This is a genomic window from Methanothrix harundinacea 6Ac (assembly GCF_000235565.1).
Lineage (GTDB): Archaea > Halobacteriota > Methanosarcinia > Methanotrichales > Methanotrichaceae > Methanocrinis > Methanocrinis harundinaceus.
This window is the reverse complement of sequence record NC_017527.1, coordinates 1,144,141-1,168,647: the sequence shown is the minus strand read 5'-3', so window position 1 is coordinate 1,168,647 and position 24,507 is coordinate 1,144,141. Positions and strand designations below refer to the sequence as shown.

Genomic DNA, 24,507 nt, shown 5'->3' with positions numbered 1-24,507 from the left:
TCTGCCGCTTCCCCGGGCCTCAGGCCGATAGCTCCCTTCTATCCCCGACCAAAGAGCCCGCCTTCTCCGACGCCTCGATAGCCCCCTCCCATCCCGGCTCCTTCACCTCTCCGAGGAGAGGGATCTTTGGGCCTCCAGGACCTCCTCGACGTGGCCCTTCACCCGGACCCTCCGCCAGATTCGGGCGACCTTGCCATCAGGATCTACGATCGCCGTGCTCCGGAGGACTCCATCGTACTCCTTCCCGTACATCTTCTTCTTCCCCCAGGCGCCGTACGCCTCCAGGACCCCGTGGTCGGGGTCGCTGAGGAGGGTCACCTCGAGCCGGTGCTTCTCCCGGAAGCTCCTGTGGCTCTTCGGCGAGTCGGGGCTCACCCCGAAGACCTCCGCCCCCAGATCCCTAAAATCCTTCAGCCTCTCGGTGAAGTCGAGGGCCTCCCGGGTGCATCCTGAGGTGTTGTCCTTGGGATAGAAGTAGAGGACGACCCATCTTCCCGAGAGCTCCGCCAGGCATACCTCCTGCTCATCCTGGTCCGGAAGGCAGAACCCCGGCGCAGCATCTCCTCCTTCGATCGTCTTTTTTTCATCGGCCATATCTATACCACCAGATCTTCTGACATCCCCTCTCATCTACGCCATCCCGACGAGTGACTACTCCCCGCCCTGAAGGGCGGAGCTTCTAGCTTTTGGCAGAGACTGTAGCCCCAGTCTCAAAATGTTTATCGCCGCATTCTCATCACGGTCCATGACTAGCCCGCATTGAGGACATTCATGGACCCGATCCGATAGCGACTTGTTGACTTTAAGACCGCACCTGGAACATAGCTGACTTGTGTTCCTAGGATCTACTAGAACCACCATCGAACCGGCGCTCTCAGCCTTGTACGATGTGGTTATTACTAGCATCCTCCAGGCAGCGTCTGATATGCTTTTAGCCAGGCAGTGGTTCTCAAGCATGTTCGTGATGCTCAGATCCTCGAAAGCAATCAGTCCGAACCTTTCGACCAGGTTGTGACTGACTTGATGAGCAAAATCGTATCTGCGGTTGGCAATCCGCTCATGGGTCCGCTGGACGACTTTGAGAGCTTTCCACCTCTCAGGAGTTCCTTTCTCATATTTGGATAGTCGTCTTTGAGCTTTGGCCAACGCCTTCTCCTCAGATCGAAAGAACCGTGGGTTATCGATCTTCTCTCCGTTGGACAGTGTAGCGAAACTCTCCAGCCCCACATCGATGCCCGCCATCAACCCATCTTTCCAGGGAGGCTTCTGAGGATCGTCGATCTCCACTGAGAAGCAGGCAAACCATTTTCCGGTCGATGATCTCCGAACGGTTAACCTCTTGATTTTACCTTCGATGGGTCGGTGGAGCTTGATCTTGATATCTCCGATCTTGGAGAGACGCAGCTTCCCGAAAGACAGTTTGAATCCCAGCTGTGGATAGGTGAACGAATCGTACCATCCTTTCCCTTTGAACCTGGGATACCCTGGGGTCTCTCCTGCTTTGACCCTTCGGAAGAACGCTTTAAAGGCCAGATCTACCCGTTCTTGGACGTTCTGGAGGGTCTGAGAGAATACCTCCTTTAGTTCTGGTTTGTTTTTCTTCCACTCTGGCAGCAAGTTGTGAGTCTCATACTTAGATACGGATTTGCCTTCTTGTTCGAAAGAGTTTTTTCGATATGCTAAAGTCTCGTTATAGGTCCATCTACACAGCTCCAAGGTCTGTTCCATCTTAGACCGCTGTGCTTTTGTCGGATAGATCCTATATTTGAAGGCTTTAAGCATTACACTCACTTATGCTGTTAAAGTATTTAAGATTCATGACATAAGGCGGGGTACGATTCATCCCCGGCCTAAAGACCGGGGTTTTCTCTACCCCTGCACCCCGACTCTATAAACCCTTATCATCTGGGGTCCACCTGGTCGGAGGTAGTCGACAGAAGGAGGCTCCTCGGAAGCGTAAGAGGGCTGAGAGGCCCCCGGCGGGACCATTCTCCCTCCCTGGGGGGCCATCATCGAAGAGCCCTGACAAATGTTAAATAGAATTCCGACTATCCATCTTATCGGATGTACGACCCCCTCCTCCTCCAGATCGGATCCGAATCCCTCTTCAGCAACGTCTGGGTCCTCCTCTTTCTCTTCCTCTTCCTCGTCCCCATGCTCCAGAGGAGGTTCCTGGAGCAGAGCAGGAGGAGGCTCCTCGTCAAGATGGGCAAGAGGAGGAGGTCTGTAGTGGTGACCCTCATCCACCGGCAGGAGGTCCTGACCTTCCTCGGGATACCCCTGGCGAGGTACATCGACATCGACGACAGCGAGCAGGTCCTCAGGGCGATAAGGACCACCCCCAAGGACGTTCCCATCGACCTCATCCTCCACACCCCCGGGGGGCTCGCCCTCGCCGCGACCCAGATCGCCCTAGCCCTGAAGGCCCACCCGGCCCGAAAGACGGTGATCATCCCCCACTACGCCATGAGCGGCGGAACCCTCATCGCCCTCGCCGTCGACGAGATCATCATGGACCCCCACGCCGCCCTCGGCCCCGTCGATCCCCAGCTCGGAGACCATACCGGCTCCTACCCCGCCACCTCCCTCGTAAAGCTCCTGGAGAAGAAGAAGATCGATGAGGTGGACGACAAGACGATCGTCCTCGCCGACCAGGCCGAGAAGGCCCTCCGGCAGATGGACGGCCTGGTGAGGACGATCCTGGACGGCAGGTGCGATGGCGAGAAGGTGGACCTGATCATCGAAGAGTTCGTCTCGGGGAAGTACACCCACGACCACCCCTTCATCGCCGAGGACGCGAGGCGGCTTCTGGGGGAGTGCGTCAATACCGACGTCCCCCCCGAGGTCTACGACCTGATGAAGCTCTACCGGATGGAGGTGGCGCGGCGGAGGCCCGGCGTCGAGTACGTCCCCGTGACGGGGAAGTAGGCCCTCCGATCCCCCGGCCGGAGGACTTCTCCACCGCTTTGCTTTTCAGCCGGACCGGCTCTCAAACCGGATCTCCCTCACCTTGACCTCCCGAGGTGGAGGATCTGGGGGGATGAATCGAGGGGGAGGGCGTACCCCGGCCGGATCGATCCGCTGCAGCTCCCCGTCCCGACAGCCCCCCGGGAGTCGTAGGCGATGTACCTCCCGGAGAGGAAGCTTCCGAAGACCTGGAGGTCCAGCCGGCAGAGGACGTTCTGATCGAGGAAGATAAGATCGAGGCTCACCCGCGGGCCGTTGACGATGCCGCTCGCACCGATCGTCAGATATCGGGTCGAGGCGGCCGCCCCCGCCGCCGGTGGCGGGTCCTGGTGGAGCCACCAGACCATCGACTTTATCCCCTCATCCCTCGTCGGCCTCGGCCCCGCCTCCACGGGGAGGAAGGCTGGAGGGGCTCCGGCGCCCCCGGAGGTGCCCCGGCCGAAGACCACCTCGCCGATCTGGATGATCTCTACCTCTGCAGGCTGGGACCTCCCGGTGGCTCCGTCCATCAGCACGAGGCTCCAGATACCGGCGACGGCGGCCGGTTGGGCCTCCGCTGAGGTCGCCGGGGTGGCCGGACCGGCGAGGGGGCCGGAGGAGGGGCCCTCCGACCCGTCCTGGAGCCCCAGGGCCGCCCCCGGCGAGAGGAGGAGAGCGGCGAGGAACGGAACGATAAACCATTTTGATCTCATATTCTTTAACCCCCTTAACTTATTCTCCTCCAGGTTTAAAAATCAGCCGCTTCTCGGAGGTCTATGCCGCTTTAACCCTCCCCTCAGATCCTAGGAAGCCGGCGGATCAGCGCCGCGCGCTTCCCCGGGGGAGATACCTCTCCGGGACGGCGACGACGTACGATTTATTTCCGATCAGGAGCCAGAGACCGCCGGAGGCGAGGCCGACGAGGAGGTTCATCATCCCCAGGACGGGGATCGGATCGGTCCAATCCAGGGAGATCACCGTCATCCCTAGGCTGCCGGCGAAGATCCCAAAGAAGCTCATGAGGGCGGCCGCCGACCCCGTATCCCCCCTCTGCTGCTCCAGCATCAGGTTCGTTGCCGGGGTTCGGACCAGGCTTGCGGAGATCGTCGCCGGGAGGAGGGCCGCCGCCAATAGCCAGGGGGCTCTCTCTCCAAAGATCGAGATCAAGAGGCCGCTTCCGGCGATCGCTCCGAAGGAGGCGGCGATGATCGACCTCCGCCGGAGTCTCCTGGAGACCCGCATGTAGATCATGGGGCCGGAGATCATCCCGACGGCGTTTGCGGCGAAGTAGTAGCTGTAGACCTGGGGGCTGACGCCGAAGCCGTTTATGTAGATGTAGGAGGACGCCGCTATGAAGGCCATCGAGGATATCCCCGGGAGGGAGAAGAGGAGGAGGAGGGTGGAGAAGCCGGGGTTCTTCGCCACGCGGAAGATCCGGCCGAGGGCCCCGAGGAGGGAGCCCCCGCTCCGCTCGCCGATCGTCTCCACCAGGGCCAGGCCTCCCAGAAGGGCGAGGAGGCCGATGAGGGCGAGGGCCCAGAACGCCCCCCTCCAGGAGACGAACCTGAGGAGGATCGCCCCGAGGACGGGGGCCGCCACCGGCGATATAAGAACCATCGACTGGACCATCGCCAGGATCGGCTCCCTCCTCTTGCTCTCGTAGACGTCCTTGACCATGGCGGTGGCGACGGCGAAGGCGCCGCTCGCCCCGACCGCCTGGAAGATCCGGAAGGCTATCAGCTGATGAATGTCGCCGGAGAGGGCGCAGCCGAGGCTCGCCGCCGTATATATCGAGAGGGCCGCGAGAAGGACGGGCCTTCGGCCGTACCTGTCGCTGAGGGGGCCCCAGAAGAGCGTCCCCGCACCGAAGAATACGAAGAACAAAATTAGGGTGAGGTTTGCGAGGTCTGCGGAGACGCCGAAGTAGAGGGCCATCCCGGGGAGGGCGGGAAGGTAGAGGTCGGTCGAGAGGGGGACGAAGGCGCTGAGGAAGGTGATGAGGGCGACGAGCCCCTTATCTCCGAGATACTTCTGTCTCCGGGCGGAGGAGGGGATAGTCACGTCATTTCACCCCCCATCGATCTTTCTGCAACTCTCTCTCGCCTCCGATTATGACGATGAAAGGGGCCGTCCTCTCATTTTATAAAGCTGGCGAAGAGGGCGATGGGGCGGCGCGGGCCGGGGGCGTGATTTGGGGAGATGGGATTCGCGCCACCAAACCCATTGAGATGGAAAATCGGAGCGGCTTTACACTTCTGCAAAATTACCGCCCTCGCCGACCGTCCGTAAAGCCCACATCTCCGCCCCCGGGCTCTCAGTCTTAAGGCGTTGAAATTTTCATAACTATTATGTCGAAGCAGCTTCTTAGTAGGGCGACGGAACTTTGGGGTATGCCCTGAAAACGTGGCGGAACACGTCTTCCGCCTTTTGGGCGACATCATCTTCCGTATAGAGGTCCACCGGAAGGCCGGTCTCATCACTCCAGAGAAAGTCCCGAATGGTCACGCGCACAGCATCCCTGGTTGTCTCTTTTTCGCGCCATTGATCGACCCTGAGTTTCTCATCCTTCAGCGTCTTCAGCAAATCGACAGCAACTTATGTAAAATTCATAATCCGCTCAACGGCTTCACGACTGGAAAAGTAATAGTAGAGAAAGAGCCTATCTGCTTTTGAATCGTCAACAGTAAGTTTCATTTGACTCTGGGAGACTACATACCGATCTGAGATTCCCACCTCAGGAATGAGTGCTACTTGGCCAAGCATGCCAAGTTGTGTGAAAACTAGGTCGCATGGTTTCGCAAGATTGCTAGACAGGTCCTTGCGGACCTTTGACTCGGAGACGAAGACGAAATCATCAATGTCAAGGAAACGGCCATTGTTGAGATTTGATCCTCGAATGACTGGGACACCATCTTCGACATAGTCACGAGAAGTAAGCTTCGAGCCGAATGGTCCACCAATAAATGAGTACGGCTCATCGGAAGCAAGCAATTCAAGCTTCTGGCGCGGCCAACTCATGCCCCCACCTCCCCGACGTCCTCCCGAATGGCCAACGCCAGCGATGCCGCCCCGGCATTGAGGCGTTCCGGCTCGGCGTGGAGATGCAATCGTGATTGAAGACCGTTCATTCAGCGTCCTCCAGGAGCTGAGAGATCTCAGCAGGTGAGGGCAGCTGCCCTTTGAGCTCCTTGGGCAGGCGCTTGACCATGCGATAGGTCGAAACGCCGATGGGCTTTCGAGCATCGTGCAGGGCGTATTCGACAACGGTGCGGCTCTTCTCCTTGCAGAGGATGATGCCGATGGACGGATTTTCACCCTCCTCGCGCACCTGTCGGTCCAGGGCCGTCAGATAAAACTGCATCTTGCCCACGAACTCCGGCTGAAACTCGCCAATCTTGAGTTCGATGGCGACGAGGCATTTGAGGCGGCGATGGTAGAGGAGCAGATCGATGAAGTACTCCTTATCGTCCACCTCAAGCCGGAACTGGCTGCCGACAAAGGCAAATAACCCACCCATGGCGCGAAGAAAGTCCTCGATGCGGGCGATGAGGGCGCGTTCCAGCTCGCGTTCCGAGTGCTCTTCGCCCATCTCAATAAAGTCGAAGGTATATTCATCTCTCACAGCAAGTTTAGCCTGTGTGCGCTGGTCGGGCGTCAGCGTCTTGTCGAAGTTGGTCTGGCCGAGGAGGGTCTTTTCGTAGCTCTGATTCTCGATCTGGTGAATCAATACATTCTTCGACCAACCGAACTTCCGGGTCATCCGGATGTAGAACTCGCGCTCAAGAGGGTCTTTGCTGCGAGCCATGATGATCAGATTCTTGCTCCAGCTAATTTCTCCAACCAGCGGTTGGAGTTTCTCGTCGCCACGATATTCCAGGTAAAACTGCCGCATATACCACAGATTCTGGACCGAGAACCCCCTCACTCCTGGAAACTCGTTTTGCAGGTCATCGGCCAACCGCTCGACGACGGATCTGCCCCAACCCTCCCTCTCTTGCCGTCCGGCAATCAGCTTGCCAATGTCCCAGTAAAGCGCGACAAGCTCCCTGTTGACCGCCTTGAGGGCTTCGTACTGGGCTGAATAGACGCGTTCCTTCACTTCAGCCAGAAGCGCGGCGTAATCATCAGGCAATCGCTCCGAGAGTCCTTTCATATCCCCAGCTCCTCGAAGTTATTCTTGATCGTCGCCGCCAGCTTCACCGCCTCGGCGTTGAGGTCCTCCAGCTCCACGTGAATTTCGCGCAGGGCTTCCTCGAAATCGAAGTCCTCATCCTCCTCTTCGGGCGCAACGCCGACGTAGCGGCCGGGGGTCAGGCTCCAGTCGTTGGCGGCGATCTCGGCCCGGTCCACCAGCTTTCCCAGCCCCTCCACGTCGCAGAGCTTCGCCTCGGGAAACCGCTCGGCGGGCCAGCGGGCCTGCTTCCAGAAGTATCGCACCTTCGCCTCGCCGCCCCCGGCGCTGGAGGCCCGGGACGACATGACAAAGCCGGCCCTCCCCCCCTCGTTCAGGTAGCTGTAGAAGTAGCTGATCCAGATGTAATTTCCGTTGGAGACCTTATCCTTCTTGTTGACTCCGGGAAGTCCGAAAGGAAGGCGAGGATCGGTCTTGACCTTGTCGGCCTTGCCCACCTGCTCGTGAGGGTCTTCGTAGTAGGTGATCGCCCTCTGGATGTCGCCTTCGAGGCCGTGGACGGCCAGGTTCATCTTGGCAAGGCGGATGGTGGTGGCGTTCTTTTCGAGACCTCGGAAGGTTAGCCGGTCTGTTGGATTCTGGCCTTGTTCCTCGACGATGCGGGCGCTCTGCACAAACATGCCGCCAGAGCCTGTGGCCGGGTCGAGCACATGGGCTATCAGGGATACTAATGAGATGGGGGTGAAGAACTCGCCGCCGTCGTGAGCCTTCTGATCGGCGAACTGGGTGAGGAAGAACTCGTAGATGCGACCGAAGATGTCGCCAGAGACCTTCTTCAGCTCGTCAGGGTTGAGCGTGCACAGTAGCTGTCCGAGGAGGACGTTGTCCAGCTCCTGATACTCGGTCTTGGGCACTGCCAGATAGCGGCTGTAGGCGTGCCGCAGAAATACGAGACCCATAACGGGCAAGAAATACTCATTGCTAGCATAATTAGAGTTGGCGCGGAGCGTGTCTGCCGCGTTCCAGAGGCGTTTTTCGATGGCTTCGATATGTTCCAGTTGTGGCATACTAGCTCCATTTTACTCTATCCATGGGCCTGAAGTGCCTATATGAATGCTCCCGTACTAAACCTTAAAATATCTCTTTTCGTTGTCCAGTTAACATTTCGGGGTTCTAAAGAGGGTGTTGATAGACTCTTGTAGGAGCCAGGTATCGTTGTAATGGCCGAACTTATCGGATTTGACTTTGTTATCGAATTTTCTAACTAGCTCTGTGAACTACTGCGATGCTCCCAATTCGCTTTTTCCCTCTAACTGTGAGATTTATAGAAGAAATGATAAAAGCATCGGTTAGGAGCACGAAGTAAGCTAACAGCCCGACAACTACATGCCCTTTGACCCCCCGAAAAAGAAGCATGGTCCATGTCGAAGTGACAAAGCAGGACGTAAGAGACCTCTCGGCGGAGGTGAAAAACCTGCCGGGCGCCCTATTCGGCGGGAGCGGACCCCTCCTCCGCCCCTTCCTCCCCAGGCTCGAAGAGCTCCTCCCGCCCGAGAAGAGGGGGAGGGGGGCCAACTACATCTCCTCGACCCTCAAGGCCCACGTCGACGCCGTCGAGGCCGACGAGGATCACCTCCGGGTCGAGAGCGAGGGAAGGGCGGTCGAGATCACCCGGACCGAGCTGGCGGCGATCCTGGAGGAGAAGTTTCCGACCTTATCCCACCAGAGCCTCAACCTTCCGGGCCTCCTCTTCCTCCAGTCCGGCCCCGTCCTCCAGGCCTGCACCCTATCGAGGCTCGCTCGCGACCACGGGGTGAGGGTGCCGGGGGGGCGGCGGACCCTCCGATACGTCTTTCACACCACCGTCGTCTCCATCGGCGCCGACCGCGATTGCGTTCGGATCGAGTTCGACCTCGACCGCCTCCCCGGCCTATCCGGCGGCTGAGCCGCCGGAGGGCGGAGCCGTCGGAGGAGCGGGGAAGACGGCGGCTAGACGATGAGGTGGCGGAGCTTCAGGAGGTGCTTCGGGTTCTGCCGGACCAGGACCTTCAATAGCCCCCTCAGGTCCAATTCTGCGACGTCGATCCCGTCGAGGGAGTGGATCAGCCGGTTGAGGTCGTCGTCGGTGAGGTCGACGAAGAACTCCTTGACGGCGAAGTTCCTGGTGATCGACTTTCCGATCGTCTCCCTCCACCCCTTCTCGTAGACCTGGAGGGATCTCTTGTCCACCTCCCCCTTGGGGACCAGGTCTGCGGCGATCTCCCCCGCCATCACCCCGGCCCTCATCCCGTTGATGATCCCGCCGCCGGTGATGGGGTCGGACTGCCGGGCCGCGTCCCCGACGAGGATCACCCCGTCGGCGACCGTCGCCTCGATGGGGCCGGAGACCGGAACCCCGCCCGCCATCATCTCCAGAACCTTCCCGTCGGGGAAGTTCTTCTTCATAAACTCCCTCAGAAGCCTGATGGGGGTCCCGGAGTCGGCCTTTGAGCCGAGGACGCCGATCCCGACGTTGGCGAGAGAGGGGCCCTTGGGGAAGGACCAGACGTACCCGCCGGGGGCGATCTCGTTTCCGAGGTAAAACACGCAGTAGTCGTCGTCGATTTTATCGTCCTGGACGAGGAACTGGGCGCAGGTCTCGATGTCCTTGGGTTTGAGGGCGGTATCGATCCCCGCCCAGCGGCCCACCTTCGACTCGACCCCGTCGGCTCCGACGACGAGGGGAGCCTCGATCCTGAGGCTCTCGCCGATGAACTGCGCCGTGACCCCAGCGGGGACGCCTCCCTCCCAGAGGAGATCCAGCGCCCTCGTCTTGACCATCACCTTCGCTCCGGCCTCCGCCGCTTCTTGCGCCAGGGCCCGGTCGAAGACCTTCCTCTCCAGGACGTAGCCCACCTCCGCCCCTGCCCGATCCTCGGATATGACGATCTCCGTCCCGTCGGGCCCCCGGATCCTCGCCCCCTTCACCTCGGCGGAGATCCAGGTGGGGTCCGGGTCGACGAGCTTCTTGAGGGCGGCCTTGCTGACGCCCTCGGCGCACCGGACGGGGTCGCCGATCTCCTGCCTCTTCTCCAGCAATACAACGTCCAGCCCCGCCTCGGCCGCGGCCTTGGCGGTCATCGAGCCGGCGGGCCCCGCCCCCACCACCACCAGGTCGCACCTCATGCCTTCGCCTCTTTTTTAAGCTCCAGGGCGCCCAGGGGACAGATCTTGGTGCACCGGCCGCATTCCGTACAGTCGTCGCCGACCTCGATCCAGGTCTCCACCAGCTCCAGGGCGGCGACGGGACATACCCCGACGCAGGCCCCGCAGTAGCCGCATTTGTATCTGTTGACCGAAAGCATTGGACCATCCCTCCTCAGCGGACCACCTTGAACTCCTCGATCTCCCGGCAAGGCACCTCGGATACCTCCATCCCGGAGACGAGGGCCCCGGCGGGCCCCTCCTTCATCAGGCTCAACAGCTCCCCCACCTTCTTCCTCTCCCCCTGGAGGAGGGCCTCCACGCCGCCCCCAGGAAGGTTCTGGACCCAGCCCTTCACCCCCAGCTCCGCGGCGTGGCTCCGGGTGAAATTCCTGTAGCTTACGCCCTGGACCCTCCCGGAGACCCGGACCCTGACGCAGATCATGGGGTCACCTCCGGATCCCGGAGAGGAGGTCCTCCAGGGCCGCCTTCTGATCCTTCGCCTTGACGATCCCCGAGGCGAGGAGGACCCCCTCCGACCCGAGATCGAGGGCCGCCCGGAGGTCCTCGCCCCGGCTGATCCCGGCTCCACAGAGAACCCCGACGGAGGGCTCGATCCTCTTCACCGCCTCTACCGACCCCGTTACAATGCCGGGGTCGGCCTTGGAGACGGGGATGCCGCTACCGATCAGCTCGGGGGGCTCCACCGCCACGTAATCGGGCTTGAGGGAGGCGGCGGCCCGGGTGGTGGGGACGTTGTTGGTGCAGACTATGGCGGAGATCCCGGCGGCCCGGCAGGCCGAAATAGAGGCCTCGATCTCGGCGAGCCGGAGCCTCCTCTCCGAATGGTTTATGAGGGTCCCGGTGGCTCCCGCAGCCTTGACGGCGGCGGCGGTGATGGAGCCGGTGAAGCCGCCGAACCCGACCCCGTCGACGTGCTGGGCGTAGACGGGTATCGATACGTTCTCCGATATCAGCCGGATATCCGGGGCCTGAACCGCCACGGCGATCTCGACGTCGTACTGATCTTTTGCCTCCTCACAAATCCGGGAGAGCTTCAGGGCCTCAGCCCCCGTAGCCTCCGAGTAGGTCTTGAAGTTAAGCACAACCTTTGTCATGATCATCACCGAAGGCCGCAATCGTCGATGCCCAACGGCCAGCTTCGAGGATCGGGCCGCTTGATCGCCATCGATCGGCGCTAGATTCTTCGACGGCCGGGAATGATCCTCATCCACCATCCGGGAGACGATCTTCCGATCCTGACGTCCCCCAGGCAAGCCCTACCGAAATCAGATCGCCGATCTAAGGCTTCATTTCAATCCTCGGCCTTTGAGTCAACTCTTATGAGATAAAATCGTGATGGTGTGGACTCCGGGGCCTGAGGGGCCCGACGGACGCGGGGGGGGGCGCCCGCCGATGGAGGCTCCCCCGAGGGCCCCTCAGATGATGACGCTCGTCTTGAGGATGTACTTGATCATATCTTCCGAGAGCTTCGTCTCTCTTTTTACCAGAGTTACGACCTCATCGATCTTCCGACCCTCCGAGATCAGTTTGGATATCCTCTCGATGACCCCCTCGTCGATCTCGTAGTACTCGTCGATGTCCTTTCTGTGGCCCCAGACGTCGCCCCGCAGCAGCTCCACCCCCTGGATCTCCAGAAACTGCCTCGCCGCCTTGGACATCGTCCTGTAGTAGGATGGGGGGGTCTGGACGGTTCGGATCCGGGGGCACCTCTGGATCAGGGTCATCACGTCCATATTCGACGGCCTGAATGCGAGATGGATCATCTGCTCGTTGGGGTTAAGCTCCGGGATCTCCTCTTTAGAACTAACAACCCTCAATCTCATGGTGCATAGAATGATCTTAAAATATTTATACATAGTGGTTATGATTTCCCCGAAAATCCCCTCCTCTTCGGGAGGAAGGACGGATTTTAGATAATAACCCCGTATACCGGGTATCGGGAGAAATTATCCCGGCAGTCCTCCCCCGAGGAGGGGGATCCGGCCTCGACAGCCCGGCCGGCCAAGACCCCTCGGCCGGCCATCTTCTGCCGATCCCCTCCAGCTACCCCCTGGAGGCGAAGGAGGCGATGGCCCTCGCGCAGCGGGCGAGGCAATCTTTCGCCATCCTCTGGCTCGGCCAGGAGCCGAGGCCGCAGTCGGGCCCCGCGTACCTCACCCGGTCTCCGAAGAGGCGGCACGCATCGGCGAGCCTCTTCTCCATCAGCTCCGCGGCCTCGGAGGCGGAGACCTCCCTTGCCAGCCTCTGGGGGTCGAGCCAGAGGTTCGTCTCGAGCCGGTCGTTCAGCCTTGCCACCATTCCGTCGATGTCGGTCCTCGCGATCCCGACCCGGAGGAAGGCTCCGTGATCCTCCAGGACCCGCCGGTCGACGAGGCTGAGGTAGTCGGGATTTGCTGCCGACTCGACCCCGATGACGTTGATCCCGGGGACGCTGGAGCACGCCTCCGCCATCAGGGGGGAGTGGAGGTGGACCTCGCAGTCGATCCCCCCGCAGGGACGGGCTGCGATCTCCAGGGCTTTTTTTATCTCGTCATCGTCGAAGATGACGTTGGGACTGATCCCGAGGCTCGGCTCGTCTATGGAGATGACGGCGACCTGGAAGTGGCGGCTCAGTTTCGCCATCTCGACGAACCTTCCGACGCTTCTGGCGAGGTTATCGAGGATGTCCCGGTAGTCGGTGGCACCGAACCGGGATATGTAGAGCTCCACGGGGCCGGTGACGCAGACCCGGGCTTCAAGCCTCCCTCCAGCCCCTTCCATCCTCCTCCCCAGGGCCTCCAGGGCCGATAGCTCCAGGATCCGGGCCTCCTCCGCCCGGACGAGGTAGGGGCTCTCCGACCTTTTGGGGTCCTCGATCGGGTCCATGAACATCCGGATCATGTCCCGGAACTGGGGGTAGGTGGGGCGCTGGACCCCGGCCTCGACCTTCTGGACCATGGCCTCCTCGACGACGGCGAGGTAAGATCCCCCCTGAGGGAGGCTCTCCCGGCTCATCCCCGCCGGGAGGGGGTAGCTTCCTATGTCGTCAAAGATGATCTCTGGCCCGTAATCCATCCTCTCACCCCCCTATCCCCGGAAGAGCTCAGAGAGCCTCTCCTTGAAGGAGCCGTACTCCCCGGCGATGAGGTCGAACCTCTCCTCCATGCCGTCGAGGCGGGCCATGCTCTCTGGCACCGGCGGCTCGAGGCCGACGGCCCGGACCACCTCCTCGGGGAACTTGGCGGGGTCGGCGGTCTCCAGGGAGACGGAAGGCCTCCAGTCCTCGACCTCCTTCAGGTAGCGGGCGAGGCCCGCCCAGCCGACGGCGCCGTGGGGCTCCAGGAGGACGTCGTACCTGTTGTACGCCTCGGAGATCGTCTCCCGCGTCTCGGCGTCGGTGACGGAGACGGCGAATATATCCCGCCTCATCGCCTCGATCTGGGGCGCCCGGACGACCCGGCCGGTCTCGTCCATCTCTCCGCCATAGAGCCAGAAGATCCGGGCGAGGTTGGAGGGGTGGCCGACGTTCATGGCGTTGGAGATGCACTTGACCGAGGGCCGGATCGGCCGGTAGTCCCCGGTGGAGAGGAAACGGGGGAACTCGTCGTTCTCGTTGGTGGCGATGACGAAACGATGGACGGGTAGATCCATCCTCATGGCGAGGAGCCCCGCCATGACATTTCCGAAGTTGCCGCAAGGAACGGAGAAGACGACCTCCCGGTCGGGGGCCGCTGTCCGGGACCAGGCGTAGAAGTAGTAGATCGATTGCGGAATCAACCGGCCGATGTTGATGGAGTTGGCGGACGACAAATTGAGGTCAGCGAAGTCGGGGTCGACGAAGGCCTCTTTCACCATCGCCTGGCAGTCATCGAACTTGCCGTCGACGGCCATCACGTGGACGTTTTTGCCGAGGGTGGTCATCTGCTTTCTCTGCCTTCCGGTCACCTCTCCCTCCGGAAACAAGACCACGACCCGGATGTTATCCAGGCCGTAGAAGGCGTGGGCGACGGCGCTTCCCGTGTCCCCGGAGGTCGCCGTCAGGATCACCATCGAGCGGCCCTCCTCTTTTAGGAAGTGCTGCATCAGCCGGCCCATCAGCCGGGCGGCGAAGTCCTTGAAGGAGAAGGTGGGGCCGCGGTCGAGGCGCATCACGTACTTTTCGTCGTAGACCTTCTCGATGGGGACGGGAAAGTCGTAGGCATCTTTCAGGATTGCGACGAGGTCATCCTCGGGGATGAGGTCGCCGATGTAGCGGCGCATCACGGAGAGGGCGATCTCGGGGTACTCCATCCCCGAGAAGCGGGCGAGCTCCTCTTTTGGGATCCGGGGGATCGAGTCGGGGACGTAGAGCCCCTTGTCGGGGGCCTGGCCCCGGAGGAGCGCCTCCTTGAAGTCGAGGCGCTCGGGGTGGCCGTTGGTGCTGTAGTATTGGATCTTCTTCATAGTCGCTGGGGGATAGGGAGGGATCGTCCTTAAACTTTGTCAGGGTCGGGGTCGGGGGCGAAGCTCTCCATCGAAGGCCGGGATCTGCCCTCCAGCTCGGAGAAATCGGCGTATGCTGAACTTGGAATCCACGCCCAGAAAATGCCCCCCTGGCGGGCGGAGAAGCTCCCAGGGCAGGTTCAAAACGTCCGGCAGATCCGAGGCGATCACCAGGAGGCGTTGAGAGCCGGGCTTCACCATATCTTTGATCTTCTCCCAGGACCCAGCGAGCCAGAGGGCGAAGAGCTCCGCGCTGAGGGCGGCTAGCTTCTCCGCGGCCAATTTTGGCATGCATCCGGCTTCGAAGAGTCCGTTGTAGCGGCGGGAGATCTCACGGACCGCTTTGGAATCCTCGGGCGATAGGCTCTGGTTGCTGGCGACGACCGTGCCATCCACCATGACGCTAAAGAGGAAGGTGGCCTCGGGAGGTGTTCCCGCCTCGTCGATGGAGAGGGTGATGATCGCGTCCTTCGTCATTCCATGCGCCTCGGGAGATCGACTGTGATGGCTTACCTTTTGGAGGATAACCCTAAAAACTTATCCCAGCTTCGAGGAGAGAGGCGCTCTGGGCCGCCGGAACGTTGAAGGATGGATCTTCATCGCCCTCTGTATTCTGAAAATAGATCCAGGAACTCTTCCAGGCTCATCTCCAGATCATCGCGGATTATCTTTCGAAGGAGGCCTTTGGGAACCTCTCTTTTGGCGTGGAGGGGAATAGTGGTGCTCCTGCCGTCCTCCGCCCTCAGCTGGAGATGAGATCCCCTGGTTCTGACCACCACGAATCCCAGGCTAGAGAGAAATTTAAGGAGTTCTTGGCCGTCAATCGTAGGAAGCTTCTGCATCGCAAACGACTTCCAGCTCTCTATATCCGACGAAGGTTTTGAGGTCTTCGATGGGCGTATCTTCCAGGCACATCTCGATGACCTCCTTTATCTTCTCCATCGCCTCTTCGATCGTCTCCCCGAAGGTGTGACAGGCCTTGAGGAGCGGGCAGCTCACGATGTAGTATCCGTCCTCGTCGATCTCCACAATTATGGGCAGATGCAGCTTCTCCATGATCGGTCCAACCAATTAAATGTAGTATCTGAAGTATAAAGATCATTCTGCTCCTTCATAATGCCATGGCACCCGTTGGCGCCGCCCTCGACCTCCTGGATCAAAAGATTCATGGGGATTCTTGATCGCTGACTTATCAGCAGTTTATGCCTGCGCCCACTGCGACGATATGTACGGAACCGCTTTATGCTGCTCTGTATGATGAAAAGTTCCGCTGTAATCCTGTTATAAATATACCCGTCATCAACCATAATCACGATGAAGTACACAGTCGTCCTCGAGCCTCAGGAAGAGGGAGGTTATACTGTTCGGTGCCTCGAACTGCCGGGAGCCATAAGTCAGGGCGAGACGAAAGAGGAGGCCCTGATGAAGATCAAGGAGGCGATCGGGCTCGTTTTTGAGGTTCTCAGGCAAGAGCTTCTGGTTGAGAACGCCGAGGTCCTGAAGGTGGAGCTGGCAGATCTCCGCTGAGCCCCCGGTGATCTCGGGAGAACGGCTGATAAGGATCCTCGCCAGAAAGGGCTTTTCTGTAAAAAGGCGGGCGGGAAGCCACGTTGTCCTTCAAAAAGGAGAGATCGTTTCTTCAGTCCCTCTCCATGATGAACTTAAGAAAGTCACATTGAAGGCGATCTTGAGCCAGTCGGGCCTAGAGGTCGATGATCTCCTGAGATGAGACATACAAACTTTCGGTGATGGATAGGGAATGTCCCCCTTCTTGGGGACTTCGACCCCCTGATCGAAGAGATGGGCGCCAAGTTAGATATGGGCTTTGAGGACTTTCAAGAGCGGATCAGATCGCGTAAGGGCGCTGAGTCCTTCGACGAGGGGGATGACGTCATAATCTGGGAGAGCCGCGAGGCGGCCCGCGAATACTGGGCGGGCGTCCAGGCCAATCTCGAAGGCGTCGGGAAATGAAAAAGGTCCAGGATATCCTCGACGCCCTCTATTCCAGCCAGATCGTCGAGGAGATTGAAGTAATGGTGTTGGTCCAGGAGCCCGGAAGACAGGCGCTTCGGGCCGTTGCAAAGCTCAAGGGTGATACGTCCACTCCATCAACGAAGCACTGGGCAGGGACTTCAGGCGTTATTCCTACCACGCACAAAAAGAGGCGAAGATGGTGCGAAGGTGGGACAACGCTCCCCACTGGCCAGATGTGAAGACCTTCCCGCATCATCTTCATATCGAGAGCGAGAAGAAAGTCTCGGAGTGTCGGGAAGTCTTCGTTGAGGACGTGCTCAACGAGATGGAGGCCATTATCAGAGTTGAGGGACCAGATTCCTCTTGACTTGAGAAAAGTGCCCCATTTTTTGGCATCCTCTCAGAGTCCTCTTCTGCACTTTCGTCCGTTTTCAGGTCATTTCGTGGCCGGGGACCGCGCCCGCGGGGTAGAGGGGCGGCCCGGGCTCGATCGGCAGGGAGGCGCGCGGCTGGGTTCGGGGCGGCGGTGTCGTTGAAAAAGATGAACCTGACCTTTATCTCATAAGGTCGATAAATTCGTCCGCAGTCAAGTCCGCGTCTTTGAGGATGCTTTTCAGGATTTTTGGATGGAGGATCTTTCCTGAGCGGTACGGGATGGTTATCCTCGTCCCCGCTTCATTCTTGAAGATCTTATGGCTTCCACTCTGTCTCGCCAGGTAGAAGCCAGCCCTTTCTAAGGCTCTGATGGCGTCATCGGCGGTGACTCGTGGAAGCTTATCCGTCATACGGCCACTTCAAGCGAGGTCAGGCTGATGAATTCGACCTCTGGAAGCTCTTCACCCGCCTCCAGGATATCCTTCACGTGGAGTGATATCGCGTCCTCCACGTTCTCGAGGGCCTCCTCATAAGTATCTCCCTGAGTGTAGCAGCCCTGAAGCTCGGGACAGAAGGCGAAGTACCCGTCCCTGTCCTTCTCGATCACCACGGAGAAGCGATAATTCTTCATGCCTTCACCATTCGTGCTCATCAGATTCTGGTCTAATACCTTAATAGGATTTCGAAAACCGCGATAATGGTGGGCGGCGGCGATCGCGGACCTTTCGGACTTACTCCCGCCGCCCGCGGTCGAGGGCGGCCGAGGATCGATCGCCTGGGAGATCGGCGGCGTGGGTTTCGGGAGGGTGGAGATGATGCGCCCGAACCGCAAGGCGGAAGAGGATGGGCGGCGGTGACTTTGTGTGTTTTATCCGTCGTGACGCCATAGCTAAATGCAACTAAGGGTTACATCTTCTATCTGCTTCATATGGAACTGCAGCGAACTTTTTCCATATGATCTGAAATCGTATCTTGCAAAGTTCCGAATTTCAGTGGATTCTTCGCCTGCAGGCGTCAATTTCTTCTCGACTATGAATCCGTCAGCAACGCCGGTACTTGGATTCACTATCATCTTTGCCGATAAATTATCGGAAATATCAATCTGTTTGGTCCAAACGCCTTCATTTTCAACCCATCCATCCGTCTGGCTCATTTCAATCATCTCCGCTTCGGTTTTCAAGTTTTCATCTGCATGTTATAATATTCTAGTATCTCTAATAGTATATGAATTTATCGTTTTTGCTATGTATTCGTGATTATGTTTGGCCATAATATGATAAATAAAAGTCTTTACTAGTGATTTTGTTACAATATGCTGTGGCAGTTCTCATCCACGATACTCAATCAATGGGACTTCTGAGGACTATATACTCGTCTAGAATCGACTTTTAATTGGTGATGTGGGTTAGATGGTGATGTTTTCCCTGCTATATTTTTTCGCTATGACCTACATTCTCTAAGCCTCGCCTTCATGAACCTGCAACTCCCCTCCACCGTCACCCTCTCCGGCAGCGTCGTAACCCACGCCCCAGGATGAGGTCCGCCAGCTCCTTGCGCATCACCTTGGCGATCCCAACGATGGAGGTGATGGGCGGGGGGATTCGCGTCCACCACCCTGAGGAGGTCGCCGACGAAGAGGTCGATCCCGGCGGATCTTCGCCGCATTTATATCTCTTGAAGGCCTTATTTTCCAGGTCGGTGAAGATGATGAGCGAGACGGTTGAGGTATCCAGGGAGGTCTTCGAGCCTATCTCCATGCTCGTTCGAGATGGCCTCTTCAAGGACGAGAAAGACGCCCTGAGAAGCCTCGTTCTGGATCAGGCCGGATCGAAGATCCGTCACTTCGACTCCCTGATCGAAGAGATGCGCGCCAAGTACGATATGAGCTTTGAGGAGTTCGAAGAGCGGATCAGATCGAGGAAGGGAGACGAGTCCTTCGACGAGTGGGACGACTTCATCATCTGGGAGAGCTACGAGTCGGCCCGCAAATACTGGGCGGGCGTCCAGGCAAATCTCAAAGGCGTCGGGAAATGAAGGTCCAGGATATCCTCGACGCCCTCTCTTCCAGCGAGATCGTCGAGGAGATGGAAGTAATGGTATTGGTCCAAGAGCCAGGGAGACAGGCGCTTCGGGCCGCTGCAAAGCTCAAGGGTGGATACGTCCTCTTCATCAACGAAGCACTGGGCAGGGACTTCAGGCGTTATTCCTACCACGTACAAAAAGAGGCGAAGATGGTCCGAAGGTGGGACAACGCTCCCCACTGGCCGGATATGAAGACATTCCCGCATCATCTTCATGTCGAGAGCAATAAGAACGTCTCGGAGTGCCAGGAAGTTCTCATTGGGTACGTGCTCAACGAGATGGAGGCCATCATCAGACTTGAGAGCGCCGTTCCCTCTTGACTTGTGAAGGGTGTCACCTGTACAGACCTGGCAGCTAATTATGCCTCTTTTAACCAGTCACGGTTGGCGGAATACCGCTGTAAAGTTCCAGCTCCCCCTTCCAAAACTCGCATTCCCCCTCCACCGTCACCCCCTCCGGCAGAGTCGCGAACCTCGCCCGCAAGATCAGGTCCGCCAGCTCCTCGCGCATCACCTTCGATATCCCGACAATGGAGGTGGTGGGCCGGGGGTTTGCGTCCACCACCCTGAGGAGGTCGCCGACGACGAGGTCGATCCCGGCGGGGGCCCAAAAGGCCCAGGGGGCGCAATTCGCCCGGAGCGTACCGCGAGATGGCGCCGTGGCGTTCGGCCGAGGCGAGCCCAACGGACCACCACCGGGGGCGGCGCCACCCTCGCCGCCCCCGGCAACTGGCACCACCCATCCTTTTGCAGAGAAGATTTATATTCTGAAAAGCAAAAATAACCTCGATGAAGCGCCTTCACGACTATACCATCGTCCTTCGTCCGGACGATAACGGCACCTTTGTAGCCTACGTCCCCGCCATCCCAGGGTGCCACGCCTGGGGGGAAACTCCCGAAGAGGCGCAGGCCGAGATCGTCAACGTCTTCGAGATGATCAAAGAGGAATACAGAGAAGAAGGAAGGCAATTGCCCCAGGACGTCGACCTGGAGTCGGTCCATGTCTGCCAGAGCTAAGGACCGAGAAAAGGCAGCCGCAAAGCTTGGATTTCAAAAGATCCGACAGAAAGGCGGCCACGCCCGTTGGAAGCATCCGGATGGACGGGCGACGACCATCCCCATCCACGCCAACAGCGAGATTGGCGGATGGCCATTTTATGAGATCCTCAAGCAGCTGGGCATCTCTGAAGAGGACTTCTGGAAGCTCGTGCGGGGCGACGGCGGCAGGAGATGAAAGATCTGTCTTTAGCCGTTCTAACAGGGCGACAAAATCGAGCCAGAAACTCCGCGATTACCATAGAGACTTCGAGAACTGGCCGGGCCAGCCCGCATCATCCTCGGCCCGACGATAGCCCATTCCCCTACAGTTCCAGCTCTCCCTTCCGAAACTCACAGCTCCCCTCCACCGTCACCCTCCCCGGCAGCGTCGCAAACCTCGCCCTCAGGATCAGGTCCGCCAGCTCCTCGCGCATCACCTTCGCGATCCCCACGATGGAGGTGGTGGGCCGGGGGTTGACGTCCACGACCCGGGGAAGGTCTCCGACGACGAGGTCGATCCCGGCGTAGCCCGATAGGTCGAGGGCGCGGGCCGCCATCTTCGCCGCCTTCAGGATCTCCTCCTCCCGGTCCGAGCGGTAGGGGACGATCCCGCCCCGGTACTCGAAGCCCGCCTCGACGGAGACGAGCTGCTTATTGACCGTCAGGGGTAGGACCCGGTCGCCGGAGGCGATGAGGCTGACGCTGAGGGCCTCGCCCTGGCAGAACCTGGTCGCGATCCGATCGCCCAGATCTTCCGGGAGCTCGTCGACGAGCTCCATCCTCTCAGAGCCGCAGCCGAACCGGGGCTTCAGGACGAAGGGGCCGGTTCCGGGGTCGTCGGGATCGGCGATCTCGACGACGGGAACGGCCTCTTCCTGGAGGCGGCGGGTGCAGGCGAGCTTGTCGGCGGAGAGCCTCGCGGCGGCGGGGGAGCAGCCGAGGTTTGCGGTCCCTTTTTCCAGGATCTCAAGAAATCCGGGGAGAAGCTCGTCGGGAGCTATCACCAGCCCCGCATCCGCGCCGGAACCGGCGAGAAAATCCTCGAAGTGCTCATCGCTTTTGCCTTCGAGGACGATTGGCCTACCAGCACCAACTTCAGGCCCCGCCGTCGGGTAGATGACCTCGTGGCCGAGCCGCTCGAAGCTCCGGGCGAGGATCGAGAGCATCGCCCTCCCCTCGACGGCGTAGGTCCCCGGCAGATCCGTGGCTACGGCGTACTCGGCGATCAGAACCTTCATGATCTTCTCTTCTGCCGGAATTTCTAGTCGGTTATTCAGTACTGCCTCGCGAGGAGGGCGCACTTCTCGGTCCTGGCGCCGCAGACGATGCAGCTTCTCTCACCCTTCTCAGAGGACCGCCATGGCTCGCCGAGGACGGCCGCCCCGACCTCCTCCTCGATTCTGTGGCCGCACTCCTCCGAGCCGCACCAAGCAACCCGGGCGACCCCGGCCGCGGTCTGGACCCTCGCCTCCTCTGCCGTCTCGCAGTCCTTCACCTTGCTCGCGAGGAAGGCCTGGGCCCGGGCGAGCATCGCCTCTTGGAGGTCGGCGGCCTCTTCCTCGATGGAGGCGAGGAGACCGTCCAGGGGGACGGTCAATTTTTTGCCGTCCCTTCTTGCCAGGACCGCGACCCCGTTTTCGATGTCCCGGGGCCCGATCTCGATCCGGATGGGGACCCCCTTCATCTCCCACTTGTAGAACTTGGCGCCGGGCCGCTCGTCGCTCTCGTCGATGGCCGCCCGGATCCCGGCGGCGGCTAGCCTCGCTTTGATCTCCCGAGAGACCTCCAGGGTCCTCTCCTTATCCTTGAAGAGGATCGGGACGATGACCACCTGGACGGGGGCGACCGACCAGGGGAGGACGAGGCCTTTGTCGTCGCCGTGGACGGAGATGAGGGCGGCGATGCACCTCTCGGAGACGCCGTAGCAGGTCTGGTTTGCAAACTCCTGCTCGCCGCCCTCGTTCTCGAAGGTGATCCCGTAGGTGGTGGCGAAGTTCGTCCCCAGCAGGTGGGCGGTCCCGATCTGGAGCGTCCTCCCGTCCGGCATCACCGTGTCCAGGGCGATGGAGTAGTCGGAGCCGGGGAACTTGTCCCAGGAGGGCCTCCTCGCGAAGAGGAAGGGGATGGCCAGGCGCCGGTAAAACTCGGCGTAGATGTTGAGGGCCGCCTCCACCTGCTCCGCCGCCTCATCCCAGGTCGCGTGGACAGTGTGGGCCTCCTTGAAGGAGGTGATCTCCCGGAGCCTGATGAGGGGCCGGGTGTGCTTCGTCTCGTACCGGAAGGTGTTGACGATCTGGTATATCTTGAGGGGGAGGTCGGCGTGGCTCCTCACCCAGAGCTTGAAGATGGGGTATATCGCCGTCTCGCTCGTCGGCCTGAGGGCGAGCTTGATCTCGAGGGGGGAGGTCCCACCGTGGGTGACCCAGTAGACCTCGTCCTCGAAGCCCTTGATGTGCTCAGCCTCCTTCATGAACTCCGTCTCCGGGATCAGGAGGGGAAACTGGGTCTCCTGATGGTCGGGGTCCAGGAGCTCTCTCATCAGGTCGTAGACGTTCCTCCGGAGGGCGAAGCCGAAGGGATACCAGACGCACATCCCCTTGACGGGATAACGGACGTCGATGATCTCCCCCGCCTTCAACAGCTCGTGATACCATTCGCTGAAGTTCTCTTTTCCCGGTAGTTTGGCCTCGGTCATTCGATCACCGATAACGATTGCGAATCTACAATGGGTTGGATGAAGGGCTGGACGATGGCTGGAGTTATGAAGGCCTCGATCGCCGCGGCGATGAAGAGGAGGAGGGCGACCCATCGGAGGAGGCGGATCCCAGCCAGAAGCTCTCCTTCCAGGTCGACCCTCCTCCCCAGGAGGGTGAGGATCATGAGATGGCCGAGCCGAAACCCCACCCCTATGGCGACGAGGACGGTGGGAAGCTCGATGATTCCGTGGGGGATTATGGCGACGAGGACGAAGGTGGCTCCTCCGGCCATTACAGCCTGATGGACGACGAGGCCTACTACGGCCCCGTTCAGGACGACGACGACGGCGGGGACGATCCCAAACCCCACCCCCAGGAGGAGGGCGAGCGCCGAAGCGAAGAGGTTGTTCAGGAATATCGCCAGCATCATCTTCGCCGGGCTCAGATCCAGGATCCACTCCAGCTTATCTGCCACCTCTCCTACGTAGGCGGCCCCTAGGGTCGGATCCCTGGCCGAGACGGCGAATCCCAGGACGGCCGCCCCGAAGAAGAGAGAGACCGAGAGGAGGATGTAGGGTCGGATGGACCTGAGGTATGAGGCATCTTCTTTCCAGTTCAATCGAGACCTCCACCTCCATCACCCTCCGACATCGTATAAGATTCTGGCGATTTTATCGATGGGGGATGGTCCTGGATCCGCCTAGCCGGCCCACGCCCCCGCCAGATAGCTTGCCCCGAAGAGGACGAGGAAGGCTCCGCAGAGGGCGAGGGTCCGCCGGTAGTTCACCTCGGATAGGAAGTTCCTCCCCCGGTGGAGGCTCGTCGATACGAAGGTGTACCACCCATAATCCGCCCCCCAGTGACCGATCATGAAGATCATCGCCAGGAGGATACCCTCCCGAAGCTCCGCCAGGACCAGGGCAGACCCGACGGATAGCCACCAGACCCAGAAGTAGGGGTTTGCGACGCTGGTGAGAGCTCCTGCCAGGTAAGGGTTCGACGAGGCGCCCTCGGGAGAGAACTCCATGGTGGCGGTTCTGCTCCCCCTCAAGGTCATAAGGCCGAAGAGGATGAGGGCCGTCCCCCCGACGGCGGCGACGACGGCGGTATGCCTCTCCGCCACCGATGCCAGCCCCACCACTATCAGGAGGAAGACCACCACCTCGGCGAGGGCGTGGCCCGTCGCCACCTTCGGACCCATCGTCCACCCTCGCTGGAGGGAGGTGTTTATGGTGGCGACGAGGGTCGGCCCCGGAGCGAGGGCTCCGGTCAGCCCTATGGTGAAGGCCAGGATCAAGGTCTGAAGAGCCCCTTCCATACCCCTAAACCACCCCTTCCAAGGTATCTGAACCTTTCGACCTGGAGGCGGCCGACAGGCCCGGCCTAGGAGGAGTAAGCCTGCCGAAGGGAAAGGGTTGAGCCGGACCAGAGAGCGAAAAGTCGAGGAAGGGAGATTGATATCCCAGGTGGATAAACGATAAGCCCCTATGGACCGGTCGGGATTTGAACCCGAGGCCTCTACCATGCCAAGGTAGCGATCTACCCCTGATCTACCGGCCCGCTGGGCGGGGCATACGCAGACCTATCAAATAAAGAT

At 60.0% G+C, this 24,507-nt stretch carries 36 protein-coding genes and 1 tRNA gene; 10 read left to right on the top strand and 27 right to left on the bottom strand.

The genetic code is table 11. The annotated features are described in order from the left end of the window. Positions 1 to 102: 102 nt before the first annotated feature. Complete coding sequence (gene bcp / locus MHAR_RS05605) at positions 103 to 594, bottom strand: thioredoxin-dependent thiol peroxidase (protein WP_048144408.1); 492 nt, start codon at positions 592 to 594, stop codon at positions 103 to 105. A gap of 57 nt (positions 595 to 651) precedes the next feature. Then, the gene (locus MHAR_RS05600; RefSeq protein WP_014586639.1) at positions 652 to 1,782 is read right to left on the bottom strand and encodes an RNA-guided endonuclease InsQ/TnpB family protein; all 1,131 of its coding nucleotides are present in this window, start codon (positions 1,780 to 1,782) and stop codon (positions 652 to 654) included. Between the two features lie 282 nt (positions 1,783 to 2,064). Here MHAR_RS05600 and MHAR_RS05595 point away from each other — a divergent pair, with 282 nt between their 5' ends. Further along, positions 2,065 to 2,928, top strand: coding sequence for an SDH family Clp fold serine proteinase (locus tag MHAR_RS05595; RefSeq protein WP_014586638.1), 864 nt, complete (start codon positions 2,065 to 2,067; stop codon positions 2,926 to 2,928). Positions 2,929 to 3,005: 77 nt separating this feature from the next. Here the strand turns inward: MHAR_RS05595 and MHAR_RS05590 are convergent, their stop codons facing one another. From MHAR_RS05590 to MHAR_RS05565, 6 genes are all read right to left on the bottom strand, one after another. Further along, entirely contained in the window at positions 3,006 to 3,659 is a 654-nt protein-coding gene (locus tag MHAR_RS05590) for a hypothetical protein (protein ID WP_048144407.1), read from the bottom strand. A gap of 106 nt (positions 3,660 to 3,765) precedes the next feature. Next, a complete protein-coding gene (locus tag MHAR_RS05585) occupies positions 3,766 to 5,007 on the bottom strand; it encodes a Bcr/CflA family efflux MFS transporter (RefSeq protein ID WP_014586635.1) in 1,242 nt (413 codons plus the stop codon). Between the two features lie 303 nt (positions 5,008 to 5,310). Further along, positions 5,311 to 5,529, bottom strand: a complete 219-nt coding sequence (locus MHAR_RS05580; RefSeq protein ID WP_048144406.1) for a hypothetical protein — start codon at positions 5,527 to 5,529, stop codon at positions 5,311 to 5,313. A 12-nt stretch (positions 5,530 to 5,541) separates the two neighbouring features. Beyond that, positions 5,542 to 5,964: a hypothetical protein gene (locus tag MHAR_RS13310; RefSeq protein WP_052300993.1), complete on the bottom strand. Its 423-nt coding sequence runs from the start codon at positions 5,962 to 5,964 to the stop codon at positions 5,542 to 5,544. Positions 5,965 to 6,070: 106 nt separating this feature from the next. Further along, positions 6,071 to 7,099 (bottom strand): PDDEXK nuclease domain-containing protein, encoded by a 1,029-nt coding sequence (locus MHAR_RS05570; protein WP_014586634.1) that lies wholly within the window; start codon positions 7,097 to 7,099, stop codon positions 6,071 to 6,073. Then, positions 7,096 to 8,145, bottom strand: a complete 1,050-nt coding sequence (locus MHAR_RS05565; RefSeq protein WP_014586633.1) for a class I SAM-dependent DNA methyltransferase — start codon at positions 8,143 to 8,145, stop codon at positions 7,096 to 7,098. The genes MHAR_RS05570 and MHAR_RS05565 overlap by 4 nt, the downstream gene beginning before the upstream one ends. A 347-nt stretch (positions 8,146 to 8,492) precedes the next feature. Between MHAR_RS05565 and MHAR_RS05560 the strand changes: the two genes are divergently transcribed. After that, on the top strand, positions 8,493 to 9,023 hold the full coding sequence (locus MHAR_RS05560) for a hypothetical protein (RefSeq protein WP_048144405.1): 531 nt from the start codon (positions 8,493 to 8,495) through the stop codon (positions 9,021 to 9,023). Positions 9,024 to 9,067: 44 nt separating this feature from the next. Here the strand turns inward: MHAR_RS05560 and MHAR_RS05555 are convergent, their stop codons facing one another. The 10 genes from MHAR_RS05555 to MHAR_RS05510 form a co-directional block, all read right to left on the bottom strand. After that, complete coding sequence (locus MHAR_RS05555) at positions 9,068 to 10,243, bottom strand: NAD(P)/FAD-dependent oxidoreductase (RefSeq protein ID WP_014586631.1); 1,176 nt, start codon at positions 10,241 to 10,243, stop codon at positions 9,068 to 9,070. Then, complete coding sequence (locus MHAR_RS05550) at positions 10,240 to 10,422, bottom strand: 4Fe-4S dicluster domain-containing protein (protein ID WP_014586630.1); 183 nt, start codon at positions 10,420 to 10,422, stop codon at positions 10,240 to 10,242. The genes MHAR_RS05555 and MHAR_RS05550 overlap by 4 nt, the downstream gene beginning before the upstream one ends. A gap of 14 nt (positions 10,423 to 10,436) precedes the next feature. Then, entirely contained in the window at positions 10,437 to 10,706 is a 270-nt protein-coding gene (locus MHAR_RS05545; RefSeq protein ID WP_014586629.1) for an acylphosphatase, read from the bottom strand. Between the two features lie 4 nt (positions 10,707 to 10,710). Beyond that, the gene (gene tpiA / locus MHAR_RS05540) at positions 10,711 to 11,385 is read right to left on the bottom strand and encodes a triose-phosphate isomerase (protein WP_048144404.1); all 675 of its coding nucleotides are present in this window, start codon (positions 11,383 to 11,385) and stop codon (positions 10,711 to 10,713) included. A gap of 315 nt (positions 11,386 to 11,700) precedes the next feature. Further along, entirely contained in the window at positions 11,701 to 12,108 is a 408-nt protein-coding gene (locus MHAR_RS05535; RefSeq protein ID WP_048144403.1) for a DUF1699 family protein, read from the bottom strand. 220 nt (positions 12,109 to 12,328) lie between these two features. Next, the gene (locus tag MHAR_RS05530) at positions 12,329 to 13,339 is read right to left on the bottom strand and encodes a methionine synthase (RefSeq protein WP_014586626.1); all 1,011 of its coding nucleotides are present in this window, start codon (positions 13,337 to 13,339) and stop codon (positions 12,329 to 12,331) included. A gap of 12 nt (positions 13,340 to 13,351) precedes the next feature. Next, positions 13,352 to 14,707, bottom strand: coding sequence for a threonine synthase (gene thrC / locus MHAR_RS05525; protein ID WP_014586625.1), 1,356 nt, complete (start codon positions 14,705 to 14,707; stop codon positions 13,352 to 13,354). 39 nt (positions 14,708 to 14,746) lie between these two features. Then, a complete protein-coding gene (locus tag MHAR_RS05520; RefSeq protein WP_014586624.1) occupies positions 14,747 to 15,223 on the bottom strand; it encodes a hypothetical protein in 477 nt (158 codons plus the stop codon). A 119-nt stretch (positions 15,224 to 15,342) separates the two neighbouring features. Then, entirely contained in the window at positions 15,343 to 15,588 is a 246-nt protein-coding gene (locus tag MHAR_RS05515; RefSeq protein ID WP_014586623.1) for a type II toxin-antitoxin system HicA family toxin, read from the bottom strand. Further along, a complete protein-coding gene (locus tag MHAR_RS05510; RefSeq protein ID WP_014586622.1) occupies positions 15,566 to 15,802 on the bottom strand; it encodes a type II toxin-antitoxin system HicB family antitoxin in 237 nt (78 codons plus the stop codon). Before MHAR_RS05510 ends, MHAR_RS05515 begins: the two co-directional genes overlap by 23 nt. Positions 15,803 to 16,060: 258 nt before the next feature. On the opposite strand from MHAR_RS05510, the gene MHAR_RS05505 reads away from it, so the two are divergent. The 4 genes from MHAR_RS05505 (at position 16,061) to MHAR_RS13915 (ending at position 17,087) form a co-directional block, all read left to right on the top strand. Further along, complete coding sequence (locus MHAR_RS05505; RefSeq protein WP_014586621.1) at positions 16,061 to 16,273, top strand: type II toxin-antitoxin system HicB family antitoxin; 213 nt, start codon at positions 16,061 to 16,063, stop codon at positions 16,271 to 16,273. A gap of 7 nt (positions 16,274 to 16,280) precedes the next feature. Further along, positions 16,281 to 16,475 carry a type II toxin-antitoxin system HicA family toxin gene (locus MHAR_RS12870; RefSeq protein ID WP_014586620.1) on the top strand — a complete coding sequence of 65 codons (195 nt, stop codon included), beginning with the start codon at positions 16,281 to 16,283 and terminating at the stop codon, positions 16,473 to 16,475. A gap of 89 nt (positions 16,476 to 16,564) precedes the next feature. Beyond that, entirely contained in the window at positions 16,565 to 16,717 is a 153-nt protein-coding gene (locus MHAR_RS05500) for a hypothetical protein (protein ID WP_014586619.1), read from the top strand. A 199-nt stretch (positions 16,718 to 16,916) separates the two neighbouring features. Then, the gene (locus tag MHAR_RS13915) at positions 16,917 to 17,087 is read left to right on the top strand and encodes a toxin-antitoxin system TumE family protein (protein ID WP_266335547.1); all 171 of its coding nucleotides are present in this window, start codon (positions 16,917 to 16,919) and stop codon (positions 17,085 to 17,087) included. Positions 17,088 to 17,274: 187 nt separating this feature from the next. Here MHAR_RS13915 and MHAR_RS05490 read toward each other — a convergent pair whose 3' ends face one another. The 3 genes from MHAR_RS05490 to MHAR_RS05480 form a co-directional block, all read right to left on the bottom strand. Next, positions 17,275 to 17,505 (bottom strand): type II toxin-antitoxin system HicA family toxin, encoded by a 231-nt coding sequence (locus MHAR_RS05490; protein WP_014586618.1) that lies wholly within the window; start codon positions 17,503 to 17,505, stop codon positions 17,275 to 17,277. Continuing rightward, positions 17,502 to 17,726 (bottom strand): type II toxin-antitoxin system HicB family antitoxin, encoded by a 225-nt coding sequence (locus MHAR_RS05485; RefSeq protein ID WP_014586617.1) that lies wholly within the window; start codon positions 17,724 to 17,726, stop codon positions 17,502 to 17,504. Before MHAR_RS05485 ends, MHAR_RS05490 begins: the two co-directional genes overlap by 4 nt. A gap of 258 nt (positions 17,727 to 17,984) precedes the next feature. Further along, entirely contained in the window at positions 17,985 to 18,257 is a 273-nt protein-coding gene (locus MHAR_RS05480) for a hypothetical protein (RefSeq protein ID WP_143763298.1), read from the bottom strand. A 389-nt stretch (positions 18,258 to 18,646) separates the two neighbouring features. On the opposite strand from MHAR_RS05480, the gene MHAR_RS05475 reads away from it, so the two are divergent. Continuing rightward, positions 18,647 to 19,129 carry a hypothetical protein gene (locus MHAR_RS05475; RefSeq protein WP_228369613.1) on the top strand — a complete coding sequence of 161 codons (483 nt, stop codon included), beginning with the start codon at positions 18,647 to 18,649 and terminating at the stop codon, positions 19,127 to 19,129. Further along, on the top strand, positions 19,126 to 19,497 hold the full coding sequence (locus MHAR_RS05470; RefSeq protein ID WP_014586615.1) for a toxin-antitoxin system TumE family protein: 372 nt from the start codon (positions 19,126 to 19,128) through the stop codon (positions 19,495 to 19,497). Before MHAR_RS05475 ends, MHAR_RS05470 begins: the two co-directional genes overlap by 4 nt. A 49-nt stretch (positions 19,498 to 19,546) precedes the next feature. Here the strand turns inward: MHAR_RS05470 and MHAR_RS05465 are convergent, their stop codons facing one another. Beyond that, positions 19,547 to 19,915 (bottom strand): hypothetical protein, encoded by a 369-nt coding sequence (locus MHAR_RS05465; RefSeq protein WP_143763297.1) that lies wholly within the window; start codon positions 19,913 to 19,915, stop codon positions 19,547 to 19,549. A gap of 50 nt (positions 19,916 to 19,965) precedes the next feature. Here MHAR_RS05465 and MHAR_RS05460 point away from each other — a divergent pair, with 50 nt between their 5' ends. Then, complete coding sequence (locus tag MHAR_RS05460; RefSeq protein WP_014586613.1) at positions 19,966 to 20,193, top strand: type II toxin-antitoxin system HicB family antitoxin; 228 nt, start codon at positions 19,966 to 19,968, stop codon at positions 20,191 to 20,193. Beyond that, positions 20,177 to 20,410, top strand: a complete 234-nt coding sequence (locus MHAR_RS05455; protein ID WP_014586612.1) for a type II toxin-antitoxin system HicA family toxin — start codon at positions 20,177 to 20,179, stop codon at positions 20,408 to 20,410. The genes MHAR_RS05460 and MHAR_RS05455 overlap by 17 nt, the downstream gene beginning before the upstream one ends. A gap of 127 nt (positions 20,411 to 20,537) precedes the next feature. Here the strand turns inward: MHAR_RS05455 and MHAR_RS05450 are convergent, their stop codons facing one another. The 5 genes from MHAR_RS05450 to MHAR_RS05430 all read right to left on the bottom strand — a co-directional run bounded on the left by MHAR_RS05450 (position 20,538) and on the right by MHAR_RS05430 (position 24,470). After that, positions 20,538 to 21,452, bottom strand: a complete 915-nt coding sequence (locus MHAR_RS05450; RefSeq protein WP_014586611.1) for an ATP-grasp domain-containing protein — start codon at positions 21,450 to 21,452, stop codon at positions 20,538 to 20,540. A 35-nt stretch (positions 21,453 to 21,487) separates the two neighbouring features. Beyond that, complete coding sequence (gene proS / locus MHAR_RS05445; RefSeq protein WP_014586610.1) at positions 21,488 to 22,909, bottom strand: proline--tRNA ligase; 1,422 nt, start codon at positions 22,907 to 22,909, stop codon at positions 21,488 to 21,490. Beyond that, positions 22,906 to 23,529: a stage II sporulation protein M gene (locus MHAR_RS05440; protein ID WP_014586609.1), complete on the bottom strand. Its 624-nt coding sequence runs from the start codon at positions 23,527 to 23,529 to the stop codon at positions 22,906 to 22,908. The genes proS and MHAR_RS05440 overlap by 4 nt, the downstream gene beginning before the upstream one ends. Positions 23,530 to 23,610: 81 nt before the next feature. Continuing rightward, a complete protein-coding gene (locus tag MHAR_RS05435) occupies positions 23,611 to 24,228 on the bottom strand; it encodes a LysE family transporter (RefSeq protein ID WP_014586608.1) in 618 nt (205 codons plus the stop codon). 170 nt (positions 24,229 to 24,398) lie between these two features. Next, positions 24,399 to 24,470: transfer RNA gene (locus MHAR_RS05430), tRNA-Ala, on the bottom strand. Positions 24,471 to 24,507: the final 37 nt, after the last annotated feature.

Excerpts from the sequence above, each read along its gene's own strand:
- MHAR_RS05550 (WP_014586630.1), bottom strand. The coding sequence starts at position 10,422 with ATGCTTTCGGTCAACAGATACAAATGCGGCTACTGCGGGGCCTGCGTC.
- MHAR_RS05480 (WP_143763298.1), bottom strand. The coding sequence starts at position 18,257 with ATGATTGAAATGAGCCAGACGGATGGATGGGTTGAAAATGAAGGCGTT.
- tpiA (WP_048144404.1), bottom strand. The coding sequence starts at position 11,385 with ATGATCATGACAAAGGTTGTGCTTAACTTCAAGACCTACTCGGAGGCT.
- MHAR_RS05460 (WP_014586613.1), top strand. The coding sequence starts at position 19,966 with ATGAAGCGCCTTCACGACTATACCATCGTCCTTCGTCCGGACGATAAC.
- MHAR_RS05500 (WP_014586619.1), top strand. The coding sequence starts at position 16,565 with ATGGGCTTTGAGGACTTTCAAGAGCGGATCAGATCGCGTAAGGGCGCT.
- proS (WP_014586610.1), bottom strand. The coding sequence starts at position 22,909 with ATGACCGAGGCCAAACTACCGGGAAAAGAGAACTTCAGCGAATGGTAT.
- MHAR_RS05455 (WP_014586612.1), top strand. The coding sequence starts at position 20,177 with ATGTCTGCCAGAGCTAAGGACCGAGAAAAGGCAGCCGCAAAGCTTGGA.
- MHAR_RS13310 (WP_052300993.1), bottom strand. The coding sequence starts at position 5,964 with ATGAGTTGGCCGCGCCAGAAGCTTGAATTGCTTGCTTCCGATGAGCCG.
- MHAR_RS05600 (WP_014586639.1), bottom strand. The coding sequence starts at position 1,782 with ATGCTTAAAGCCTTCAAATATAGGATCTATCCGACAAAAGCACAGCGG.
- MHAR_RS05485 (WP_014586617.1), bottom strand. The coding sequence starts at position 17,726 with ATGAAGAATTATCGCTTCTCCGTGGTGATCGAGAAGGACAGGGACGGG.
- MHAR_RS05520 (WP_014586624.1), bottom strand. The coding sequence starts at position 15,223 with ATGACGAAGGACGCGATCATCACCCTCTCCATCGACGAGGCGGGAACA.
- MHAR_RS05490 (WP_014586618.1), bottom strand. The coding sequence starts at position 17,505 with ATGACGGATAAGCTTCCACGAGTCACCGCCGATGACGCCATCAGAGCC.
- thrC (WP_014586625.1), bottom strand. The coding sequence starts at position 14,707 with ATGAAGAAGATCCAATACTACAGCACCAACGGCCACCCCGAGCGCCTC.
- MHAR_RS05470 (WP_014586615.1), top strand. The coding sequence starts at position 19,126 with ATGAAGGTCCAGGATATCCTCGACGCCCTCTCTTCCAGCGAGATCGTC.
- MHAR_RS05570 (WP_014586634.1), bottom strand. The coding sequence starts at position 7,099 with ATGAAAGGACTCTCGGAGCGATTGCCTGATGATTACGCCGCGCTTCTG.
- MHAR_RS05450 (WP_014586611.1), bottom strand. The coding sequence starts at position 21,452 with ATGAAGGTTCTGATCGCCGAGTACGCCGTAGCCACGGATCTGCCGGGG.
- MHAR_RS05535 (WP_048144403.1), bottom strand. The coding sequence starts at position 12,108 with ATGAGATTGAGGGTTGTTAGTTCTAAAGAGGAGATCCCGGAGCTTAAC.
- MHAR_RS05595 (WP_014586638.1), top strand. The coding sequence starts at position 2,065 with ATGTACGACCCCCTCCTCCTCCAGATCGGATCCGAATCCCTCTTCAGC.
- MHAR_RS05555 (WP_014586631.1), bottom strand. The coding sequence starts at position 10,243 with ATGAGGTGCGACCTGGTGGTGGTGGGGGCGGGGCCCGCCGGCTCGATG.
- MHAR_RS05515 (WP_014586623.1), bottom strand. The coding sequence starts at position 15,588 with ATGCAGAAGCTTCCTACGATTGACGGCCAAGAACTCCTTAAATTTCTC.
- MHAR_RS13915 (WP_266335547.1), top strand. The coding sequence starts at position 16,917 with ATGGTGCGAAGGTGGGACAACGCTCCCCACTGGCCAGATGTGAAGACC.
- MHAR_RS05435 (WP_014586608.1), bottom strand. The coding sequence starts at position 24,228 with ATGGAAGGGGCTCTTCAGACCTTGATCCTGGCCTTCACCATAGGGCTG.
- MHAR_RS05565 (WP_014586633.1), bottom strand. The coding sequence starts at position 8,145 with ATGCCACAACTGGAACATATCGAAGCCATCGAAAAACGCCTCTGGAAC.
- MHAR_RS05560 (WP_048144405.1), top strand. The coding sequence starts at position 8,493 with ATGGTCCATGTCGAAGTGACAAAGCAGGACGTAAGAGACCTCTCGGCG.
- MHAR_RS05530 (WP_014586626.1), bottom strand. The coding sequence starts at position 13,339 with ATGGATTACGGGCCAGAGATCATCTTTGACGACATAGGAAGCTACCCC.
- MHAR_RS05510 (WP_014586622.1), bottom strand. The coding sequence starts at position 15,802 with ATGGAGAAGCTGCATCTGCCCATAATTGTGGAGATCGACGAGGACGGA.
- MHAR_RS05545 (WP_014586629.1), bottom strand. The coding sequence starts at position 10,706 with ATGATCTGCGTCAGGGTCCGGGTCTCCGGGAGGGTCCAGGGCGTAAGC.
- bcp (WP_048144408.1), bottom strand. The coding sequence starts at position 594 with ATGGCCGATGAAAAAAAGACGATCGAAGGAGGAGATGCTGCGCCGGGG.
- MHAR_RS05590 (WP_048144407.1), bottom strand. The coding sequence starts at position 3,659 with ATGAGATCAAAATGGTTTATCGTTCCGTTCCTCGCCGCTCTCCTCCTC.
- MHAR_RS05505 (WP_014586621.1), top strand. The coding sequence starts at position 16,061 with ATGAAGTACACAGTCGTCCTCGAGCCTCAGGAAGAGGGAGGTTATACT.